The sequence below is a fragment of the Noviherbaspirillum aridicola genome, assembly GCF_019656455.1.
In the GTDB taxonomy this organism is placed as follows: Bacteria; Pseudomonadota; Gammaproteobacteria; order Burkholderiales; family Burkholderiaceae_D; genus Noviherbaspirillum; species Noviherbaspirillum aridicola.
Window position 1 is genome coordinate 71,184 of sequence record NZ_BPMK01000021.1, and the last position, 19,813, is coordinate 90,996.

Annotated in this window: 26 protein-coding genes and 1 tRNA gene; 17 read left to right on the forward strand and 10 right to left on the reverse strand. The window is 63.0% G+C overall.

What is annotated here, in order from left to right; translation table 11 throughout:
- The first annotated feature begins 11 nt into the window (after positions 1 to 11).
- The gene (locus NCCP691_RS19745; RefSeq protein ID WP_220810285.1) at positions 12 to 3,788 is read left to right on the forward strand and encodes a pilus assembly protein; all 3,777 of its coding nucleotides are present in this window, start codon (positions 12 to 14) and stop codon (positions 3,786 to 3,788) included.
- 111 nt (positions 3,789 to 3,899) lie between these two features.
- Positions 3,900 to 4,598 carry a UPF0149 family protein gene (locus NCCP691_RS19750; RefSeq protein ID WP_220810286.1) on the forward strand — a complete coding sequence of 233 codons (699 nt, stop codon included), beginning with the start codon at positions 3,900 to 3,902 and terminating at the stop codon, positions 4,596 to 4,598.
- Here the strand turns inward: NCCP691_RS19750 and NCCP691_RS19755 are convergent, their stop codons facing one another.
- The 5 genes from NCCP691_RS19755 to NCCP691_RS19775 form a co-directional block, all read right to left on the reverse strand.
- On the reverse strand, positions 4,599 to 6,383 hold the full coding sequence (locus NCCP691_RS19755; protein ID WP_220810287.1) for a glycoside hydrolase family 2 protein: 1,785 nt from the start codon (positions 6,381 to 6,383) through the stop codon (positions 4,599 to 4,601).
- A gap of 99 nt (positions 6,384 to 6,482) precedes the next feature.
- Positions 6,483 to 6,980 (reverse strand): glycine zipper 2TM domain-containing protein, encoded by a 498-nt coding sequence (locus NCCP691_RS19760; RefSeq protein WP_220810288.1) that lies wholly within the window; start codon positions 6,978 to 6,980, stop codon positions 6,483 to 6,485.
- Between the two features lie 92 nt (positions 6,981 to 7,072).
- On the reverse strand, positions 7,073 to 7,309 hold the full coding sequence (locus NCCP691_RS19765) for a hypothetical protein (protein ID WP_220810289.1): 237 nt from the start codon (positions 7,307 to 7,309) through the stop codon (positions 7,073 to 7,075).
- 136 nt (positions 7,310 to 7,445) lie between these two features.
- Positions 7,446 to 7,643 (reverse strand): hypothetical protein, encoded by a 198-nt coding sequence (locus NCCP691_RS19770; RefSeq protein WP_220810290.1) that lies wholly within the window; start codon positions 7,641 to 7,643, stop codon positions 7,446 to 7,448.
- A 111-nt stretch (positions 7,644 to 7,754) separates the two neighbouring features.
- Entirely contained in the window at positions 7,755 to 8,045 is a 291-nt protein-coding gene (locus NCCP691_RS19775; protein WP_220810291.1) for a hypothetical protein, read from the reverse strand.
- A 133-nt stretch (positions 8,046 to 8,178) separates the two neighbouring features.
- Here NCCP691_RS19775 and NCCP691_RS19780 point away from each other — a divergent pair, with 133 nt between their 5' ends.
- The 6 genes from NCCP691_RS19780 to NCCP691_RS21545 all read left to right on the forward strand — a co-directional run bounded on the left by NCCP691_RS19780 (position 8,179) and on the right by NCCP691_RS21545 (position 11,037).
- Entirely contained in the window at positions 8,179 to 8,415 is a 237-nt protein-coding gene (locus tag NCCP691_RS19780; RefSeq protein WP_220810292.1) for a hypothetical protein, read from the forward strand.
- A gap of 150 nt (positions 8,416 to 8,565) precedes the next feature.
- Positions 8,566 to 8,823: a DUF1488 family protein gene (locus NCCP691_RS19785; RefSeq protein WP_220810293.1), complete on the forward strand. Its 258-nt coding sequence runs from the start codon at positions 8,566 to 8,568 to the stop codon at positions 8,821 to 8,823.
- Positions 8,824 to 8,956: 133 nt separating this feature from the next.
- A complete protein-coding gene (locus NCCP691_RS19790; RefSeq protein ID WP_220810294.1) occupies positions 8,957 to 9,298 on the forward strand; it encodes a hypothetical protein in 342 nt (113 codons plus the stop codon).
- Between the two features lie 162 nt (positions 9,299 to 9,460).
- Positions 9,461 to 9,598, forward strand: coding sequence for a hypothetical protein (locus NCCP691_RS19795; RefSeq protein ID WP_220810295.1), 138 nt, complete (start codon positions 9,461 to 9,463; stop codon positions 9,596 to 9,598).
- 108 nt (positions 9,599 to 9,706) lie between these two features.
- Complete coding sequence (locus tag NCCP691_RS19800; protein WP_220810296.1) at positions 9,707 to 10,804, forward strand: mechanosensitive ion channel family protein; 1,098 nt, start codon at positions 9,707 to 9,709, stop codon at positions 10,802 to 10,804.
- A gap of 110 nt (positions 10,805 to 10,914) precedes the next feature.
- Positions 10,915 to 11,037 carry a hypothetical protein gene (locus NCCP691_RS21545; protein ID WP_274387244.1) on the forward strand — a complete coding sequence of 41 codons (123 nt, stop codon included), beginning with the start codon at positions 10,915 to 10,917 and terminating at the stop codon, positions 11,035 to 11,037.
- A gap of 124 nt (positions 11,038 to 11,161) precedes the next feature.
- Here NCCP691_RS21545 and NCCP691_RS19805 read toward each other — a convergent pair whose 3' ends face one another.
- Positions 11,162 to 11,398, reverse strand: a complete 237-nt coding sequence (locus NCCP691_RS19805) for a hypothetical protein (protein WP_220810297.1) — start codon at positions 11,396 to 11,398, stop codon at positions 11,162 to 11,164.
- Positions 11,399 to 11,660: 262 nt separating this feature from the next.
- On the opposite strand from NCCP691_RS19805, the gene NCCP691_RS19810 reads away from it, so the two are divergent.
- The 3 genes from NCCP691_RS19810 to NCCP691_RS21570 all read left to right on the forward strand — a co-directional run bounded on the left by NCCP691_RS19810 (position 11,661) and on the right by NCCP691_RS21570 (position 12,757).
- Positions 11,661 to 11,819, forward strand: a complete 159-nt coding sequence (locus NCCP691_RS19810; RefSeq protein WP_220810298.1) for a hypothetical protein — start codon at positions 11,661 to 11,663, stop codon at positions 11,817 to 11,819.
- Between the two features lie 188 nt (positions 11,820 to 12,007).
- Entirely contained in the window at positions 12,008 to 12,241 is a 234-nt protein-coding gene (locus tag NCCP691_RS19815) for a hypothetical protein (protein WP_220810299.1), read from the forward strand.
- 81 nt (positions 12,242 to 12,322) lie between these two features.
- Entirely contained in the window at positions 12,323 to 12,757 is a 435-nt protein-coding gene (locus tag NCCP691_RS21570) for a J domain-containing protein (protein ID WP_220810300.1), read from the forward strand.
- A 19-nt stretch (positions 12,758 to 12,776) separates the two neighbouring features.
- Here the strand turns inward: NCCP691_RS21570 and NCCP691_RS19825 are convergent, their stop codons facing one another.
- Complete coding sequence (locus NCCP691_RS19825; RefSeq protein WP_220810301.1) at positions 12,777 to 12,989, reverse strand: hypothetical protein; 213 nt, start codon at positions 12,987 to 12,989, stop codon at positions 12,777 to 12,779.
- A 285-nt stretch (positions 12,990 to 13,274) separates the two neighbouring features.
- Here NCCP691_RS19825 and NCCP691_RS19830 point away from each other — a divergent pair, with 285 nt between their 5' ends.
- The 5 genes from NCCP691_RS19830 to NCCP691_RS19850 all read left to right on the forward strand — a co-directional run bounded on the left by NCCP691_RS19830 (position 13,275) and on the right by NCCP691_RS19850 (position 15,410).
- Entirely contained in the window at positions 13,275 to 13,532 is a 258-nt protein-coding gene (locus NCCP691_RS19830) for a hypothetical protein (protein WP_220810302.1), read from the forward strand.
- 69 nt (positions 13,533 to 13,601) lie between these two features.
- A tRNA-Asn gene (locus NCCP691_RS19835) sits at positions 13,602 to 13,677 on the forward strand.
- Between the two features lie 102 nt (positions 13,678 to 13,779).
- Entirely contained in the window at positions 13,780 to 14,097 is a 318-nt protein-coding gene (locus NCCP691_RS19840) for a hypothetical protein (protein ID WP_220810303.1), read from the forward strand.
- An 86-nt stretch (positions 14,098 to 14,183) separates the two neighbouring features.
- Positions 14,184 to 15,083: a YihY/virulence factor BrkB family protein gene (locus tag NCCP691_RS19845; protein WP_220810304.1), complete on the forward strand. Its 900-nt coding sequence runs from the start codon at positions 14,184 to 14,186 to the stop codon at positions 15,081 to 15,083.
- 78 nt (positions 15,084 to 15,161) lie between these two features.
- On the forward strand, positions 15,162 to 15,410 hold the full coding sequence (locus tag NCCP691_RS19850; RefSeq protein ID WP_220810305.1) for a hypothetical protein: 249 nt from the start codon (positions 15,162 to 15,164) through the stop codon (positions 15,408 to 15,410).
- On the opposite strand, the gene NCCP691_RS19855 is transcribed toward NCCP691_RS19850, so the two are convergent.
- Positions 15,407 to 16,243 (reverse strand): YdcF family protein, encoded by an 837-nt coding sequence (locus tag NCCP691_RS19855; RefSeq protein WP_220810306.1) that lies wholly within the window; start codon positions 16,241 to 16,243, stop codon positions 15,407 to 15,409. The two genes, NCCP691_RS19850 and NCCP691_RS19855, sit on opposite strands and share 4 nt — an antisense overlap.
- 211 nt (positions 16,244 to 16,454) lie before the next feature.
- On the opposite strand from NCCP691_RS19855, the gene NCCP691_RS19860 reads away from it, so the two are divergent.
- Positions 16,455 to 18,410: a cytochrome c/FTR1 family iron permease gene (locus tag NCCP691_RS19860; RefSeq protein ID WP_220810307.1), complete on the forward strand. Its 1,956-nt coding sequence runs from the start codon at positions 16,455 to 16,457 to the stop codon at positions 18,408 to 18,410.
- A gap of 12 nt (positions 18,411 to 18,422) precedes the next feature.
- On the opposite strand, the gene NCCP691_RS19865 is transcribed toward NCCP691_RS19860, so the two are convergent.
- Both NCCP691_RS19865 and NCCP691_RS19870 read right to left on the reverse strand, forming a co-directional pair.
- Positions 18,423 to 19,091: a hypothetical protein gene (locus NCCP691_RS19865; RefSeq protein WP_220810308.1), complete on the reverse strand. Its 669-nt coding sequence runs from the start codon at positions 19,089 to 19,091 to the stop codon at positions 18,423 to 18,425.
- Between the two features lie 131 nt (positions 19,092 to 19,222).
- Positions 19,223 to 19,399: a hypothetical protein gene (locus NCCP691_RS19870; RefSeq protein WP_220810309.1), complete on the reverse strand. Its 177-nt coding sequence runs from the start codon at positions 19,397 to 19,399 to the stop codon at positions 19,223 to 19,225.
- Positions 19,400 to 19,813: the final 414 nt, after the last annotated feature.

Consider the following 19,813-nt stretch of genomic DNA (forward strand, 5'->3'; position numbering starts at 1 on the left):
CGGAGATCGACATGAGAAAAATCATCAAGGCTGGCATGCTCGCCTTCGCAGCGGCCTGCGGCGCCATGCTCGCGTCCAGTACCAGCGCGGAGGACATCGACATCTTTGTCGGCTCTTCCGCCGGCAGCGCGGCAAGTCCCAATATCCTGATCGTGCTGGACAATACCTCGAACTGGTCCCGGCAGAGTCAGAAATGGCCTGGGGGAGCGGCACAAGGCCAGGCCGAGGTCAATGCAATCAAGCGCGTGATTCAGACCGTGGGCGCGAACGTCAACATCGGCCTGATGGAATTCGTCACGGGCGGAAACGCCAACGACGACGGCGGCTTCATCCGCTACGCGATCAATCCAATGACGGCCGACCACAAGACGGCTTTCAGCGGGCATCTGACCACCATCTACAACAACATCAACAGCCCCGACGAGAAGCGCAATTCGAACACGCCGTACGGGAACCTGATGTACGACGTGTACAACTATTTCTCAGGCGGGAATTCCTACTCGCCCAACGGCGTCCTCGCGAGCAAGGCCGATCCGAACGGATATGCAACCACCTTCACGCGCTTTCGTTCGCCGCTAAGCGCCGACAACAGCTGCGCCAACGCCTTTGTCATCTTCATCAGCAATCCGAATTCCAGTGGCCCCGCCGCCGACACCCAGGCAAATACCAATGCGCTGGCGGCGCTCGGAGGCTCCACCACGCAGATCGGCTTGCCGGAGTTCCGGGAAGTGACGCGAACATTACCCTCGACGGTGGGCACCACCTCGCAGTGCTATGCCTCGAAGGCCGCTTGCACCCCGGCGGAGTTTGCTGCCCAGTGCTCCGCCTTCTCGGAAGGCTGCAGCTGCGATGCACCGGTCCCTTCAAACACCTCGGCCAGCTGCCCAAGCGGGCAGCAGTCGTACTCGGTAATCAAGAGCACCACCACCACCACCAGCACAACCACTTCGGGCGCGACGATCACCAATTACGGCCTCACAAGCGCCTGCTACAAGAACTTCAACTCGGCCAGCAACGCAGTCAGTAACCGGACCGACCTGGGTGGCATGACCTGCCCCGGCCCGACCATCTCCGGTAACTCGACTACGACCTACGCCTGTTCGTACGAAGCAGCGAATGTCACCACTCACGGCAGCTGCGAAAACAACAGCGATCGCTACCGTATCGTTCAGCATGCATCGCCGACGACGGTTACGACCACGAGCAGCCCGGGGCCGCAGACGAACCTGGGCTTCACTTCGCAATGCTATTCCAGTGCCGCCAGCTGCTCGACGGCGGACTATTCCGCGCAATGCAGCGGCACCGGAGTAAGCTGCGCATGCGGCAATCCAACCGAGAGCACGACGCCAAGCTGCCCGGCCGGCACGAGCAAGTACAGCGTGATCGGCAACGACATGGTGACCACTACGGAGCCGACCGGTAACACCTCTACCGACACGGGTCCGCGCAATGCCGATGAATGGGCGCGCTTCCTGTATCAGCGGGGTGTTCCCGTTGCAGACAGCAACCGACGCTCGATAACCACTTACACCATCGACGTCTATAACGCGCAGCAGAACGGCACGCATACCTCTCTGATGATGAGCATGGCCAAGGCAGGCGGTGGCAAATACTTCGCGGCCAAGAACGAAGATGCGATCGTTGATGCGCTCAAGAAGATTCTGGTCGAGATCCAGGCGGTGAATACGACCTTCGCCTCCACCAGCCTTCCGGTCAACGCCACCAACCGGGCGCAGAATGAAAACCAGGTCTTCATCGGCATGTTCCGGCCGGATCCCGATGCCAATCCGCGCTGGTTCGGCAACATGAAGCGCTTCCAGCTCATTGAATCCGGTGGCAACATCGAGCTCGGCGACGTCGCCGGCAACCTGGCCGTCAACACCAACACTGGCTTCCTGACCGCCTGCGCGAACTCATACTGGACGACCGATTCGGGCAACTACTGGCAGAACATCTCCATCAATCCGAGCCCGGCAGGCACCTGTGATACCACCACGTTCGACAAATTCTCGGACGCCCCGGACGGACCGCAGGTCGAGAAAGGCGCGGTCGCCGAAGTCCTGCGTAAGGGCAACAATCCCTCGGTTACCAACGGCAGCCCGACCTGGGCCGTCAACCGCAATATCTACACGCTGTCGGGTACCAGCCTCGTGGATTTCACCACGGGGAATACGGGTCTGGCCGACAATGTCGTGCGCTTCACGCGCGGCGAAGACGTCAACAACGAAAAAGGCAGCAACTCGACCACGACCACCCGCCCTTCGATTCATGGCGACGTCATTCACTCGCGTCCGCTGCCGGTCAACTACGCCCCTTCCGGCACCCGGGCCGACGGCACCCCGCACCCGAGCCAGGTGGTCGCCTATTACGGCGCCAACGACGGCACGTTCAGGGCGGTGGAAGCCGACACCGGCAAGGAGAAATGGGCCTTCGTTGCCCCGGAGTTCTTCGGGAGCCTGTCGCGCCTGATGACGAATTCGCCGATGGTCAGGTATCCGGACCAGCCGATCGACATCGCGCCCACGCCCGCGCCGAAGAATTACTTCTTCGACGGCTCCACCGGCCTCTACCAGAACCGCGATAACACCCAGGTCTGGATTTTCCCGACCATGCGCCGCGGCGGCCGGATGATCTACGGCCTGGACGTAACCGACCCGAATACCCCCGCGTTCAAATGGAAGGTCGGCTGCCCCAACCTGAACGACGACACCGGCTGCACGACCGGCATGGCAGGCATCGGGCAGACCTGGTCGGCGCCGAACGTGGCATTCATCAAGGGTTTCTCGACCACCACGCCTGTCATCGCCGTCGGTGGCGGCTATGACGCCTGCGAGGACCAGAACACGGCAACGCCGGCCTGCGGCAGCACCAAGGGCAACAGGATCTTCATCCTCAATGCCGATACCGGCGCCCTCCTCGCCAGCTTCAACACCGAGCGTTCGGTGGCTGCCGACATTTCCTTCGTCGACATCGATGGCGACTCCTATCCCGACTATGCCTACGCTACGGATACGGGCGGCAACATCTATCGCGTCGACTTCGTCAACAACCCGACGAATCGCACTCCGCTTGCGCCGCAGTCCTGGACGAGCCGCCGGGTAGCCTATACCGGTGGCGGCGGCCGCAAATTCCTGTTCGCCCCCGCGGTGTTCGCGAACAGCAAGAAGGTCTATCTGGCGCTCGGCAGTGGCGACCGCGAGCATCCGCTGCGCACCGACTATCCGTACTCCGAGGTCACGAACCGCTTCTATGTTTATGTCGACGACCCGTCGGTGACCAATGTCGAGACCAATCTCGACTCGTTGCTTGACTACACCAGCAACACGAGCTGCAGCACCACGCCGGTGCTGCCGGAGTCGACCACCAAGGGCTGGTTCATGAGCCTGAACCAGAACGGTCAGGGCGAGCAAACCGTGACCTCGGCGCTCATTGCCAGCGGCATGGTGACCTTCAGCACCAATCGTCCGGTCGCCAACGCCAACTCCTGCTCGGCTTCGCTTGGCGAGGCCCGCGGCTACTGGGTCAATCTCCTCAACGCGTCCGGCGCCATCGGTGTCGACGGCACCTGCGGCGGCGTACGCTCGTCGGTCTTCGTCGGCGGAGGTCTGCCGCCCTCCCCGGTGCTCGCCACCTCCGTGCCGATCGGCGGAAAGGCGACCACGGTGGTGATTGGCGCGGTACAGAAAGGACGCACCGGCACGAACGTGTCGATCAGCCCGCAGGCCCTCAAGCCCATCATCAACTCCAAGCGCAAGCGCATGTATTTCTACAGCAAGGACGAACGCTGACGCTCAGTGCCTGCGCATCGAGGCCCGCTCCAAGCGGGCCTTTTTTTCTGTCCGCACCCTCAGGTCTTGAGGCTTACAATAGCGGTCTTCGACTTTCAGCCCCACCTCCCCATGCATCTCGACGACCCCCTCTCCGACAAGGAATTCAAGGAACTCGACCAGTTCCTGCTCTCCGACCGCTGCGCCGAAGACGGCATGACCATGGACGCGCTGCACGGCTTCCTGACCGCACTCGCGATCGGCCCCGAACAGGTGCCGATGTCCGAATGGCTGCCCGTGGTCTGGGGCGAGTTCGGCGAAAAAGGCCCGGAGTTCAAGACACCCAGGGAAAGGGACCGCATCACCGGCCTCATCGCGCGTTTCATGAACGAGGTCATGATGACCTTCGACGTCGCGCCGAAGGACTTCGAGCCGCTGTTCTGCGAACATCAGCACGAAGGAAAGACCCTGCTCGACGGCGACGCCTGGGCCTGGGGATTCTGGGAAGGCATGCAGTTGCGGGCGGACGCGTGGGAACCGGTATGGTCGTCCCCGATTGCCGACATGCTGCGGCCGATCTACCTGCTCGGCGCCGACGAAATCGAAGAAGAAGAAGCCGCGCTCGTCGACGACCCCGTCAAGCGGCACAAGCTCGCCATTGAAACGGAAGCCGCCATTCCCCACATCCACCGCTACTGGCAGCCGCTGCGCAAGTCGGCCGTGCAGCAGGTCCAGCGCGAAACGCCCAAGGTCGGCCGCAACGACTCCTGCCCCTGCGGCAGCGGCAAGAAATTCAAGAAGTGCTGCGGCGCGCAGGACGGCGCCGGGTAATCAAATGCCGTACTGCCGCTTCGCGTGCGGCTTGACGTTGCGCGTGGCCTTGGAAATCTCCTCCAGCGGCAGCTTCGGGCGACGGTCCGCGGTCAGCAGCCCGTTCGCTTCCTGGAAGGTGTCGGCGAACTGCGTATAGCAGAATCCGCTGAACAGCGGCGTCTCGTTGACGACCTCCAGCAGACGCCGGTAACTGTCCATGAAATCCTGGTCGCTGCCCGCCATCGAGTATCCCCAGACATCCTTGACGCCCGGCTCGGGTTCCTTGGCATAGGTGATGCCGCCGAACTCGGTCAGGATGATCGGCTGCCCTCGGTGCGGATAGCCGTCCAGCGTCAGGATGCGGCCGCCGGGACGCCGCCGGTCGAACAGGTCCTGCACGTTGGACGAATAGCGGGCGCCGAGCCTTTCCGGATCGCCGTCGTAGTCATGGATGCCGATCAGGTCGGTCGCGGATGCCTCCCAGCCGTCGTTGCCGATGACCGGGCGGGTCGGGTCGATGGTGCGGGTCAGGTGATAGAGCGCCTCCACCGCGTCGCGCTGTGCCTGGGTGAGCGTCAGGTTGGGCACGCCCCATGATTCATTGAACGGCACCCACACCACGATGCATGGGTGGCTGGCGTCGCGCTCGATCACGTCGGCCCATTCGCGCACCATGCGATTGATCGCCTGGGTCGTGAAACGATAGCAGGACGGCATCTCTTCCCACACCATCAGGCCGAGCTTGTCGGCCCAGTACAGATAGCGCGGATCCTCGACCTTCTGATGTTTGCGCACGCCGTTGAAGCCCATGGCCTTGGCCAGCTCCACATCGCGCCTGAGCGCCTCGTCGTCGGGCGCGGCAAGCAAGGTATCCGGCCAGTAGCCCTGGTCGAGCACGAGCTTGAGATGGTAGGGCCGACCGTTGAGCATGAAGCGGTCGCGGCTGACGTTGGCCGAGCGCAGCGCGGTATAGGAGCTCACCCTGTCCAGCACCTCGTCGCCGTGGCGCAGCATGATCTCCACGTCGAGAAGGGTCGGCCGTTCCGGGCTCCACAGCAGCTCGTTGCGCGAGTCGTCTATGCCCGGGTCCGACAGTGCGATCCTCCGGCTGGCTTCCTCGCCGATCACCTTGTACACATCGTCGGCGAGAATCTTGTCGCCATGCCGTATCTTCACCTCGACCGACAGATCGTCGCGCACGTCGCCGCCGACAAAGGCTTCGCAGCCGATCTCGAATCCCTCGAAATGCGGTGTCCAGCGCAGCTTGCGGATATAAGTACGGGGCACGCGCTCCAGCCATACCTGCTGCCAGATGCCGGTGGTGCGGGGATACCAGATCGAGTGCGGCTCGAGCTGCCAGTCCTGCTTGCCGCGCGGCTTGGCGAGGTCATGCGGATCGTCCTCGACCTGCACGGTGACCACATGGCGGCTGGCGTCCTTCAGGTAATCCGTCACGTCCGCGTAGAACGAACTGTGTCCGCCTTCATGGTCCGCGACCCGGTGTCCGTTGACCCACACGCGCGCCTGGTAATCGACCGCGCCGAAATGCAGGAGCACGCGCTGCCCCTGCGCCTGGATGTCGAATTCACGCTGGTACCAGCAGCTGCGATGGAAGCCGCGGTCGCCGATGCCGCTGGCCCTGGATTCGGGAGGATAGGGAACGACGATCTCGTGCGTCCACTCGATCGGGTCGCCGGGGCGGCGGAAGCGCCGCTCGTCGTCGAAGCAGAACTTCCATTTGCCGTTCAGCGATTGCCAGTGCTCCCGCACCAGTTGCGGGCGGGGGTATGCGGGTTCGGCCATTCCATGTCCCTCGGTTATAAACGCGATGGGGATTGGAGTGACACGGCCGGGCGCCGTTCCCGGCAATGCGGCAGGCCAAGACCGGCCGCAGAAGAAAAATCAGGGCATCGGGGAGACGGCGACACGTACGCGCAGGCGCTGGCCCGGGTCGTACGGCAGAACGACCGTGCTCATGCGGCCGTGATATTCATAGGTGACGGCGTAACCGTTGTTGCGCTGCTGCCAGTTGTCGACGGTGCGGCAGTTGCGTACCGCCTGCTGCTCCATCGCACCGCCCTGTCCGTTGTTTTCGAGGCGGTCGCCGACGATCGCACCGGCGATGGCGCCGGCGGCGGTGGCCACCGTCCGCCCGTTGCCGCCGCCGACCTGGTTGCCGAGGATGCCGCCGGCGATGCCGCCGATGATCGAACCGCCCATGCCGCGCGATTCGCGCTGCACCGGCACGTACTCCGTCCGGCACTCCTGCTGCGGATAGTTGACCTGTTCGATCTGCGGCGTGACGCTCACCACCCGCGCATAATCTTCGAAATCCGCCGCGAAGGCGGCGCCACATGCGCCGAGTAGCGTCAGCGCGAAGGAAGCCCTGATTGCATTCATTACGATTCTCCCTGCTGCCTGGGGTCAAAGTTCTGGCGGATTAACGGATTTCCGCCCGGAACGTGTACAGGGAGATTGTAACCGAATGTATCTTAAGGGAAATCGGAATTCGCGTTCCGCCGCACGCCGCCCGACCGGCTCACCTGCACCAGCAGGGCGCCCTTCACCATCGACAGCGCCACGTTGCTGCCCATGCGGAAGCCCTGCATCGCCGCGTTGTCCATGAGGGTCAGCACCTGGTCGCGGGTCAGCCTTTCCATGCTGTCGCATGCGTCGAGCGCCTCGCGATTGCGCGTGTTGATCTCCGCAACAATTTCTTCCGGTGTCATGGTCGGCTCCTGTGATCGGTATGACGCTGTCGGAGCCCAGATTAAAGTGGAGGGGTCCACCGCCCTCTGTGCCAAGCGGGATCCGGCGCGGGTGCCGGTTGTGGCATCGCAAACAGGCCGCGACAAAAGCGCGCGCTCACGTGCGGGGATTGTTGAAGCCCTCTTCCTCGAGCAGGTAATCGTCGGCGCACAGCTTGCTGCAAAACCGGCGGACATTATCCAGCGGCTGATTGCAGTACCAGCACGCGCCTTTGGGCTTGAGTCCGGCAATCAGGCTCTGCCCCCCGCGCGGGAATGTGGCGGAAGTCGATTCGCTTTCGTTTACATTGCTCATGAACAGTCACCCAGGGAGACCGACATGTCAGTCGGGGAACGAGAGGCAAGACTGAGAGCAGTATAGTCGGGGCGCTGGAAAGCGGAACAAATTCCGACAGCGATGCAGCCGTCAGCCGCCCTGCGCTTCCACGCGGTGCTCCACCTGCGTGCTCTCATCCCCTATCTTGCTGCGCCAGGCCCTGAGCCAGTAATCCTTCTGCTCCGCCGTCGGTTCTTCGAACCAGACCACGATCAGATTGCCCTTGTGGTCGTGCAGCTGGGACAGCTTGCCGAGAAACGCCCCGTCGCCCGTGATATCGGCCTGACCGACGGCGTAGCCATACACCCGATTCAGGCGCTCGATCCGGTCAGGCTCCGTATTGCTGTTGGTGGCGCTGATCTTTGGATGATCGAGATACATGTGCTCCTCCCTTCGCTGTGAATTCCCGCATTGTTGGCGAGTCCGGCGTCCAGCGCAAGCCTCGCTCCGGGCGCGATGGAACGAAGCGTCGCCACTGCTGCCCAAAAAACACTTCTTGTCCGGCCAGGGAACCATGCTGCTCGCTGTCGAAACCACGCCCGGCCTGCACGGCGACCCTGAACCCAGCGCGTTCAGGCTCGGCGAGCGTCCCCTCGCGGTCCTGCAGATCGTGGACCGCTGGATGGGTCAGAACGAGCACTACTTCAAGCTGCAGGCGAGCGATCATGCCCTCTACATCCTGCGGCACAACCTGATCCCGGATACCTGGGAGCTCACCCTGTTCCAGTCCCCTCTGCACCCGCCGCGCTGACGGCGCGCATGCGCTCACACAAATACCGCGCGGGCCGGGCCGGTACGGCATCGCTGCCGTTGACTGCCGTCAAAACCATGCCGGGGTGTCTTATTACCATGGCCTCAACAGTTTCCTTCCTTCACATAACGATTCATAACGGAGACCAGCATGTACAAGACGATTTCGGAGCCGCGTGCCAGCGAAGAGGGCGTCTCTTTCACCGTCGAGGTAGGTTTCACCGACCGTGAATGCCTGGTGTCGCGCAATGCGCTCGCCCATCTTCAGCGCCTCAAGGGAAACAGCCAGCTCGATTTCCTTCAGACATATCGGGCGTTCGAGGATCAGATCCACGCGGTGGCGCGGCGGCTTGTCGTCGCAGGCGTGAGCGGAACGCCGCTGGTTCTCGGCGCCGCCTATTTCGTGTGAGCGCCGGACGATAAAACGCAAGCGCACACTTCGCTCGAAGTACGCAGGCTACGAACTCTGAGAATTATCAAAAAGACATCCATTCGAATGGTCAGAATAAAACCCGACTGAACAAGAACGGGGACTTAGACAGATGAGCCAAGCCAACGAAACCAAACCTGCCGAGCAGCAGTTCCAGTACGACCCGAACAATCTTCTCGAATCGCTGATCGAGCGACTCAACCTGAAGAACGACGCCGCGCTTTCCCGCGCCCTCGAGGTCGCACCGCCGCTGATCAGCAAGATCCGTCACCGGCGTCTTCCCGTCGGTGCATCCCTGCTGATCCGCATGCACGAAGTGTCGAAACTCAGCATTCGCGATCTGCGCCAGCTGATGGGCGACCGCCGCACCAAATTCCGGATCAGCGATAAACAGTTCAAGCCCAAGACGGACGCTTCCACGGGTACCGCCAGCTCGGAAGCAACGACGTCCTGAGTCGCGTTGTACGCGGGCGGTCTTCGTCGGACTGTCCGCCGGTCGCGGGAATACGGCTGGTGCTCCATGTCTTCGCCCCCTTCCCGCGCACCTGATCCTGGTCAAAGACGTCGTCCCCGGCTACCCTAGTATCACTCACTGTTTCCCTTGGCCGGAGCAATCATGTTCGCACTTGACGACCATCAGGTTCCGCGCGAGCCGGCACCGGGCGACGAACCTACTCCCGATCAGCAGCCGTCCCCGGATGACGATCCGGTACCCGATCACAATCCGGTCGGTGACCGGCAGCTCGCCTCCTGACAGGGAGCGGTTCGCACCGGCGCGTCGCGCCGTCACCCGGATGTGATCGAACTTCCGGTATTGTCCTTACTCGATAAGGCAAGTCTGAAACAAAACAGGTTTGCCAACATGACGGAAGCCGTACCCGACTGGTCGAGTGCGCTCGGCTACGCGGTCATCCCCTGGATCGTTCTCGTCCGACAACTCCCCTGGATTCACATCGTCGTACAACTGCTGATCGCGCTGCCGCCGGTCCTGCTATTGCATGGGATCGCGACGCGAGTGCTCGCGCGCCTCGCCCAGCCGCTGCCCTATTCGCGGCGCCTGCTGCAGTACGGGCATCGTGCCGTCGGCGTGCTCATCTATCTGCTGATCGTCCAGGTCATACTTCGCAGCGCGCCCGACGATATACCGGGGCTGGCGGCAGCGCGGCATGTCACCGGGCTCGTCATCGTGTGCGGCCTGACCTGGCTCGGCCTGCGCTGCGTGCGTGCCGTCTCCCATACCATCATCGAACTGCATCCCGCCGATACGCCCGACAACCTGCACGCACGCCGGATCCAGACGCAGACCAGGGTACTCGCACGCTCGGTCATGGCGCTGATCGTCATGATCGGCGCCGGCACCGCACTGTCGACACTGCCCCTGCTGCGCGAGATCGGCACGAGCCTGCTGGCGTCCGCCGGTGTCGCCGGCCTGGTAGTGGGCTTTGCCGCCAAACCGGTGCTCGGGAATCTGCTCGCGGGCATGCAGATCGCGCTGACGCAACCGATCCGTCTCGACGACGTCGTGATCGTGCAGAACGAATGGGGGCAGATAGAGGAAATCACCGGGACCTACGTCGTCGTCCGCATCTGGGATCAGCGGAGGATGATCGTCCCATTGCAGTGGTTCATAGAGAATCCGTTCCAGAACTGGACGCGAACCAACTCCGAAATCCTGGGAACCGTCAGCGTCTGGGTCGACTATGCCGCGCCGGTCGGCGCCCTGCGCGAGCAGGCGGAACGCCTCTGCCGCGAATCGCCCGAGTGGGACGGGCGCCTGTGCATTACCCAGGTAGTGGAAACGAGCGAACGGGCGATGCAGATTCGCATTCTCGTCAGTGCTGCCGACGCCGGGCGAGCATGGGACCTCCGGTGCCGCGTACGAGAAGGGCTGCTCGGTTTTCTGCAGCGTGAATATCCCGGCTCCCTGCCGCGGGTTCGCGCCGAACTCGATGCCGCATGACGGCGGGCCGCTCGCTCCGCACTATCCGTGCCGCAACATCCTTGCGCTTTCACAAATCCGGCACTGGAGCGCATTGCTACATTTTGTCTCCCCCCACGGAGGAGACAGAGATGCATAACTATATCGATGGCTACAAGAACGTTATCCGGTTCAATGAACAACTGCTGGCGGCGACGGTGGAATACTGGACTGCCTGGTCCTACCCCGCCATCTACTTTGCCAGGCATCTCTGATCGCCCTGGAACTGCCCCAAGTTTAAGCAGCGCCGATTTCTTCTGTAAAAACAGGGACTTCGGCCTGCCATCAGTCACTTATCCACAGGATTGACCACAACATGTGTGGGAAAGCCCGCGGGGGTCAGTTCGACCCCGCAAAGCGCGGACGAAAAACAGGAAGATCGGCGACCGGGCGAAATCGCTCGCCCTTCGACACATAGCGTGAAGGCGACGGCGCCTGATCCATCGCCGCCTGCAGGACAACCCGCATGAGGTCGCGATTGATGCGCATTTCTTCAGGGGATGCATGTCGGGGAAGCAGCCCTGCCTCAACGGCCTTCCTGATCGCAGCCTGCAGCATCTCGTTGTTGATCTCCATGCATTCTCCCTTCGCAAGCCGGGTGTCGACGGCCGGGTATTCAGTGAGGCAAGTCTGCCGCTGCATTGTGACGACATGATGAAGCAGCCGCTTGCTGTCGCGTGAGGAAGCAGCGTGGTGCGAGAGGATAAACGGGAATAGCCTGGCCGCGGATGTCGGCCGGCAGCGTCGTTGCCCGCAATTGCGGGCAAGACGGCAGGATGCAGGAATGTGAGGGCAGGACTGCGGAGGGTTTGAGCGCCCCCGCGGAAAACGATCAGCCGTGGACGAGTTGTTCGGCGTTGCGGACCTGCTCGACGGCACGCAGCGCGTCGGCCAGCATATCGAGCTGCCGCTGCCCCGAAACCATGACGGTGGGAAGACCACAAGCGCGTACCGCTTCTTCCAGTTTGCGCAGGGCAGCAAGTTCGAGATCTCGTGATTCGCTTGTCATTATTGGCTTTCGGGGTCAGGGGAGTGAGAAGGCAACTAGACCCCTATTCTACGAAATTGTTCCCAGGAACAACATAGGAAGGCTGCGGCGGGCCAACTTTTTTCCGGCAGTGGAATGACGGTGCTCAATGGCAGTGATGGATGTGCTGCTAGGATCATTGCGTTGAGGAGGACTGCATGCAGATCGAAACCGTTGGCCAGTACCAGCTGCATCTGATCGCCCATGAGCTGCCGGCGGGCGGCTGGGATCCCTTCGTCAGCATTTTTCGCTTCGACGCGGGCAAGGAAGACTTCGAGTGCGTGGTCGACAAGCACCATGTGGACGGTCACTTCGACAGTTACGAAGCCGCCATCGAAGCCGCCACGCGCACGGGAAACAAGCTCATTCGCGAGAGTGGCCCGCAGCATTGATATTCTGCAATTATTGGAAGGCAAGAGTCGATTAGGATAAACGCAACCGGGGAATTCCCCGATCGACTCTCTGATCCGTACATGGCACACGTTCACACGCACTACGACAATCTCAAGGTGGCCCGCGACGCGCCGCCGGAGGTTATCCGTGCGGCGTACAAGACGCTGTGCCAGAAATACCATCCCGACCGTCACGGCGACAGTGCCGAGGCCATCCGCGTCATCCAGATCATCAACACCGCGTATTCGGTGCTTTCCGATCCGGCCAAGCGCAAGGAACACGATGAGTGGATCGCCCGCGCCGAAGCCGCTCCGCCGGAGAAGCCGCGGGATGCGCCCCGCGCCGAGGCCGCCGAATCGCGTCACGCCCGCAGGCACTCCCACCGATCGCATCGCAGATCAGCGCTCGACCTGCTCTATTCCCGGCATCGCCCGTCGCATCAGCTCGCACGCGCGGTGCACCGGGCACTGGTGTCGCTCGAAGAATTCACCAAGAAGCTTTTCCGGCGCGCGTGAAGCATCGCGCCGCGCGTTCTCACTCCAGGTCTATTCCCCGGCGCTCGCGCTCGAGCTTGGCCAGCAGCGCGGCGATGGATGCGGCGTTGAAGAGCTCGGTCTCTCCCGGCCCGAGCTGGCGCCCGTTCTGCATGTCGTGAATCGCCGTGAGCAGATCCAGAACGAGACCGTAACGGCAGGCTGCCTCGACCAGTATCTCTAGCCTTTGGGCGGTTTGTTCGACGGCAGGCATTGAAGACCTCTTCAGAACTGGTTTTGCAGTATTTGCTCTTCGTACGGGAATCTTTGCGTAAGTTCCGCCGCCGCGCTTCAACGGCTCATATTGCCGCTCTCGCGCGGAGAACTAGTTTGCCTCGCGCCGTTCCAAGCTTCCATGGCGCCCATCCCCTGCGTGCGAACGACGACAGCACGCCTGGCCGCAGTTCCTGTCGCAGTCGACAGCGCCGACAATGACAAGGCAGCGTCGCGTACGTACTGCCTGGAAATGAGCCGATTTTGTGCAGCATGCGAGGCCGCCATGGAAAAGCGTCAGTCCCGTTCGCGTCCACTGAACAAGGCGATTCCGCCTGTCGGTGGCGCCCCGTACAACTCACCCATCAAGCTGTCGAAGAAGCCCAAGGAACCCAGGCTGACCCGCGAAGACATCTCGCGCGCGATCAGCATCTGGGCACACCTGTACCGCCAGTGCGATGAGAAATCCGATCCGCGCGACCCGTTCATCCCGAACAGGCCCTGGATCGGACGCGACCCGACCAGCATCAAACGCTTCGAGTAAGCCTGCCGGAAGCGGCCGAGTGATACGCTTTGACTTGAAGGCAAGGCGGCCCTATAATGCCGCCTCCTTTCCCCGATAGCTCAGTCGGTAGAGCGACGGACTGTTAATCCGCAGGTCCCTGGTTCGAGTCCAGGTCGGGGAGCCAGGCTTCTTCCATGGCTGCGCAGGTTTCGCAGGCATTCATGATGCGCGCCGCGCTCGCAGCAAAGCTCCACCATCCATCAGGTTTCGTTTCCGGGGAACGCGATTGAGCCCAAAGCAGGACGCGACTGCCGCCATCCTTGACGACCTGGTCGCACTCGCCGACAAGGCCGCACGCACCATCGACCAATTGCAGCAGGAGATTCGCGCGCGCGACGATCGCATACAGGCGCTGGAAAAAGCACGCGCCGAACTCGAGCGCGACGCCTACTGGTGCAGGTGGTTCAAAAACCAGTATCGCGGCACCCCGCTGCTGTCGGCGGTCGAAGCCGCCTTCGACAAGACCCACGCCAGCTTCGCCGATTCCATCGGCGCTTCCCAGGAGCGCAAGCCGGGTCCGTCAACGGACAAGGACCGCGCATGAGGCGCGCCGCTCGTGACGAATGCCAAGCCGGCGGTGTCCGGGTCGCGCTAGCTTAAGCGCTTGCCCACACTCTGCCCCGGAGCGGCATGCGACACGGCGATCACGGCACGGCAACCATCTGGACGCATCCCGGCGCATTCTTTCTGCGCGCGCTGAAGAGCTTTCGCGCCAACCAGGGCCTGCTTCTCGCCGGCGCCGTCGCCTATTACGCGCTGCTGTCGATCGTGCCGCTGATGATCGTGACCGTGATCGCACTGTCGCACCTGATCGACGAAACCGAATTGCTGCAAACACTGGCCATCTATCTCGAATGGCTGCTGCCCGGCCAGTCCGGCGCCATCGTCGCCGAGCTGTCGAACTTCCTCACCCATCGCGAAGTGATCGGCCCCTTGCTCGTGCTGACGCTGCTGTTCTTCAGCTCCCTCGCCTTCACGGTGCTCGAGAATGCGATGTCGGTCATCTTCTTCCACCGGGTCGCGATCCGCCGTCGTCATTTTCTGATCTCCGCCCTGCTCCCCTACTGCTACATCCTTTTCCTCGGCGTCGGACTGCTCCTGGTGACGCTGGTGGCGGGAAGCCTGCAGGCGATGGGCGATGACAGCGTGCGCCTGCTTGGACGGCGCTGGGCTCTCGACGGCGTGTCGGGCGCCCTGCTCTACCTGCTCGGGGTGGCGGGCGAAATCCTGGTCGTGACCTCGGTCTACCTCGTCATGCCGGTCGGCCGGCTGTCGATCCGGCATGCGCTGCTCGGCGGCGTGACGGCGGCGCTGCTCTGGGAAATCACGCGCCACTTGCTGGTCTGGTATTTCGCGACGCTGTCGCAGGTGAGCGTAGTCTACGGTTCGCTGACGACGGCGATCGTCGTGCTGCTGACGCTCGAGATCGCGGCCGGCCTGCTGCTGTTCGGCGCCCAGGTCATTGCCGAGTATGAGCGCGACCTTCAGCCGGGCGACAGCGAACGAAAGCCGCCTTCGTTCCGTACCTGAAATCAATAAAATTCCCGGGAACAATTTTTCTCGACGTAAATCTATAGGGCACCGCAAACTGCTTTTCGTGGAGTCCCTATGCTGGTGGATATTTACAAGTCGACCAAGATCCCTTATCGCCACCTCGTCGTGCGCGCCGGAACGGATATTTCAGACCTGGAGAATTTCGGCTATACCGGTCAGCGCGCCGTGCCGCAATTCGGTCCTTACGAGATGGTCAAGCATGATGTCGACCTCGCATGCGACGGCGATCCGCCGCCGGTACTGAAAGAGTGGATGACCGCGATCAAGCGCGAAGGCGGACACTTCCTGGTGCTCAACAGCTAAGTGCCGGCATCCCTGGCGCTTGGCGCGTCCACGCATGGAGCGGGGAGAAGGGCCTCCGTCTTCCCGCCCAGGTAGTAGGATGCCAGGCCGATCCACTCGCGCGCGGCGGTTGTCGCGCCCGCCGCATGCCTGATCAGATCGAGGTCCAGCCGGAGCATCCGCCCCGGGACCGAACGATGATCCACCGGGTAGGCGATGACCGGCCAGCCCGCCCTGCAAAAACTTCCCGCCGCCCTCGGCATGTGGTACGCCGAGGTCACGAGTACCCACTTTTCGCCCGCCGCGGGTCTGAAGAGCTCGCGCGTCCGGCGTACATTCTCCGCCGTATTGCGGGCCTCCCTCTCCACGACAAGCCGCCCGGTATCCAGTCCCTGCTGCGTTAACAAGCGCACGGCCACGTCCGCTTCCTTCAATGCCTGATCCACGAGGCGGTGCGATCCGCCGGTGAACACCAGCTTCGCGTCCGGGTAAGTCCGCGCGAGCATGAGAAAGGCAAGATAACGCTCCGCCGCCTGATTCACTTCGGGCCCTCCCCATGCATTCGCCTGCAATGCCTCCTCCGCGCCGCCCAGCAGGATGATGCCGTCGACCGACTCCGGCAGCGAAGTCGGCGCAGGGAACCGGCGCTCGAGCGGATGGAACATCCATTCATGCACCGGCAACAGCGCCACCACGGCCAGCACGACGATCAGCGCCATCAGCAGTCGCCTGGCCGCCCTCGTCCAGCCCCACCTGATCATCAGCCACAGCCCGACCAGGCATAACAGGAACAGGCTGTCAGGGGACAGCAGCATCCAGGCGAGTTTGGTGAACCAGAAGACGATCGTATCCATGTGAGCAGGCATCCGGGAGAGGACGAAATTCTAACCTCGCCCCTGTGCGCACCGGCCTCGCTCACCGGTTTCTGGCAAATCCTGCACTGAATCGCTTATCATCTCGTTCGCAAATGCATATAATTCTCATTATCGTTTGAGGAAGCGATGGGTTCTGCAGGCACGGACTGCCGCAGCGACCCGTCTCCACCATTTCCGACCCGGATACAACATGAAAATGATGCGCGTCTTGATCACCCTGGCGGCCCTGCTGATGGCGTCCGTCACCTCCTCCGCCTACGCCGCCGACGTGTCGGTACAGGACAGGGCAGCTCAGATCTGGCAGCTGCTCGACTACATGGCGGTCGACTATGGCGGCGCGGTGGCGGACGGCAAGGTGATCGACGCCGATGAATATGCGGAGATGCAGGAATTCGCGCAGACCGCGGAGCGACAGCTGGGCGAGCTGCCCGACAAGGCCGAGAAGGCGGGGCTGCTGCAGCTGGCGGCGGCGCTGAAGTCGAAGGTCGAGGCCAAGGCCGGCACCGCTGACGTCGCCGAGCAGGCCAATCGTCTCGCCGCCGGACTGCTCGCCGCCTACCCCGTGCCGACGAAGCCGGCCAAGACCCCCGACCTCAAGCTCGGCGCCAGGCTGTACCAGGCGCAGTGCGCCTCTTGCCACGGGGCCGAGGGCCGCGGCGACGGCCCTGCCGCCGCCGGCATGAATCCCCCTCCGATCGCTTTCACCGACCGCGCCCGTGCCCGCGAGCGCAGCGTGTTCTCGCTCCACCAGAGCATTACGCGGGGCGTGGAAGGCACGCCGATGCCCTCGTTCGCGCAACTCTCGGACGAAGACCGCTGGGCACTGGCATTCTTCGTATCCACCCAGGCCTTCGACAAGCAGGAGCAGGAGGCGGGCAAGTCGCTGTGGGAATCGGACAAGCGCGTGCAGTCGGCCGTGCCGAATATCGAAACGCTGACGCAGCTGTCCGAAAGCGGCCTGGAGAAGACCCTGCAGGCGAAGGATGCGGCCGCCGTGCTGGCCCACCTGCGCAACCACCCCGAAGCGCTCGCCCCCTCCGCCGAAGGCAGCCTGTCGCTTGCCCGCACCCGACTGCAGGAGAGCCTGACGGCGCTGGAGCGCGGAGACCGGGCAGAGGCCACCCGTCTCGCCCTGTCCGCCTACCTCGACGGATTCGAGCCGGTGGAACCGGCGCTGGCGATCAAGGACAAGCCGCTGTTCACCGAGATCGAACAGACCATGGGCGCCTACCGCGCTGCCATCTCGCAGTCAGACAAGGACGAGGCAAGACAGATCGAGGCCCGCCTGCAGACACTCCTCACCCAGGCACAGGACAAGCTCGACGTGGCGCAGGACGACAAGTTCGGCGTCTTCCTCGGCGCGCTGACCATCCTGCTGCGCGAGGGCGTGGAAGCTTTGCTGGTGGTGGTCGCGATGATCGCCTTTCTGCGCAAGGCCGACCGTGCCGATACCCTGCGCTATGTGCATGCGGGGTGGATCAGCGCACTCGCGGCCGGCGGCCTGACCTGGTTCGCCGCGACCTACCTGATCGAAGTCAGCGGCGCCAGCCGGGAGCTGACGGAAGGCTTCTCCGCCATCTTCGCGGCGGTGGTGCTGCTCGCCGTCGGCATCTGGATGCACCAGAAGAGCCTTGCCGGCCGCTGGCAGATGTACATCCGCGACAAACTGACCGGCGCGCTGGGCAAGCGGACCGCGCTGATGCTGTTCATCCTGGCCTTCGTCACCGTCTACCGCGAAGTGTTCGAGACCGTGCTTTTCTACGCCGCGCTGTGGACGGAAGGCAGCGGCGCCTACCTGCTTGCCGGCCTCGGGCTCGGCATCGTGATCCTTGCCGTGATCGCGTTCCTCATGCTGCGCACTTCCGCACGCCTGCCCATCAGCCAGTTCTTCGCCGTGAGTTCGGCGCTGGTCGCAGTGCTCGCCGTGGTCCTGATCGGCAAGGGCGTGGCCGCACTCCAGGAAGCGGGCATGCTGGACATCACCCCGATCGCCGCGCCGAGCATCGACCTGCTGGGCATCTATCCCTCGCTGCAGACCATGCTCGCGCAACTGCTGGTACTGCTTGTCGTGGCGGGCAGCATGGCACTGAATTACCGGATGAACGGCAGGGACCGCGGCCCGACCACGCCCCCGGCCTCGGTCTGACAGTCCCTGGCGTCAGAATGCGTAGCTGACGCCGACGCGGAGGACCGGAAAAGCCTTGTAGTCCTCCACGTCGTCTTCGAATTCCCGACGCTCCGCTTCCAGGTCGGCCGCAAGCGCCGTGCAGAGCGGCGCCGGCGCCGTGCATCCCCTGCTGCGCAGCGTGGTATCGGGGCTGCCCTGGAACAGCACGCCCAGATCGGCCGAGAAAGACCAGCCGCTTTCCTTCGGCGCCTTGCCGAAGCCGATGCCGAGGTAAGGCGCGAACTTGCGGAAGTCGACCCGTGCCTCCAGCTCCCCTGCGGTCGCCGCCGGATAGGTCGTGCCATTGAACCGATAGGACCCGCCCGCCCGCGGCGTGCCCGTACCCGTAAGCCTGCTGTCGTTGTAGACCACGCCGCCGGTGACGCGGAAGCTGCCGGCCATCGGGTAGTAGTCGAGCAGCGCCTCCAGCGTCCTCAGCTTCAGCCTGGCGTCGTACTCGACGTTGGTGGTGCGGATGTCATCCGAATAGTTGAGCCCGTTGACGCCGATGCGGGCGCCGAGCTGATCCGACACCGGCAGGTTCAGGTGCAGGCCGAGACCGGTGGTCCCGATGCTGCCGGTGAGGCCGACCTGGGCATAGACCGGACTGGCGGCACAGCCGAGTGCCAGCAGCGCTGGAAGAATCGCGTTTTTCTTCATGGTTGCTCCGTGACGATGGGAGGGAAGGCATCTGGCTAGATGCCTGATGCGTCACGGGGTTCTTCGCGCCGGCGGCAGAAGAAATGAAGTTATGACAATGCTCAACAGACTGAGCGTACCAGGAAGCGGCCTCAGGCAAGCTGTGCGGGATCCTCGGCCGGGCGCGTCTGCCTGAGATCGCGATTCTCCCGGATCAGCCGTTCAATCATCTCCGCCGCTTGCGAAAACGCCGCGCGGCTCTCGGAACACTGCGAAAAGCGTGCAAGTCCCCGAAGGACTTTGGCGAATTCTGTGGCCTGGTTCGTCATTGCAGCGGCAAAGTGAAAATGAGCAGGTGCAGAGCATAGCCAAGCCCCTCCCCCCTCGCCAGCCATAAATATGGGAGTGTTGCCGCCGCGCTGAACAAGTGCCCCGATTGCCCACAGATTCTGTGCCCAAGTCTGTGGACAACCAGGTGATTCCGCCACAAGGCGTTGATCCGCAAGAGAAAATTGCGGCTGAGTAAAATCAAGGCAGCGACGGAGAAAGGGGGTGGCGGAGGCTGGAATCCGCCTCGCAGACAAGTGGAATGCGCGCGGCATCGATACGTCAGGACCTGACCCGTCCTGCTATAGGTTGACGGTTAAGCAGGGTAAATTATCTGCCTGATCGCTCCTTTGAAACGCCCGATGCACTGCATCGGGCGTTTTGTATTGGAGGGCCAGGTGCGGACGTTCCCGGTT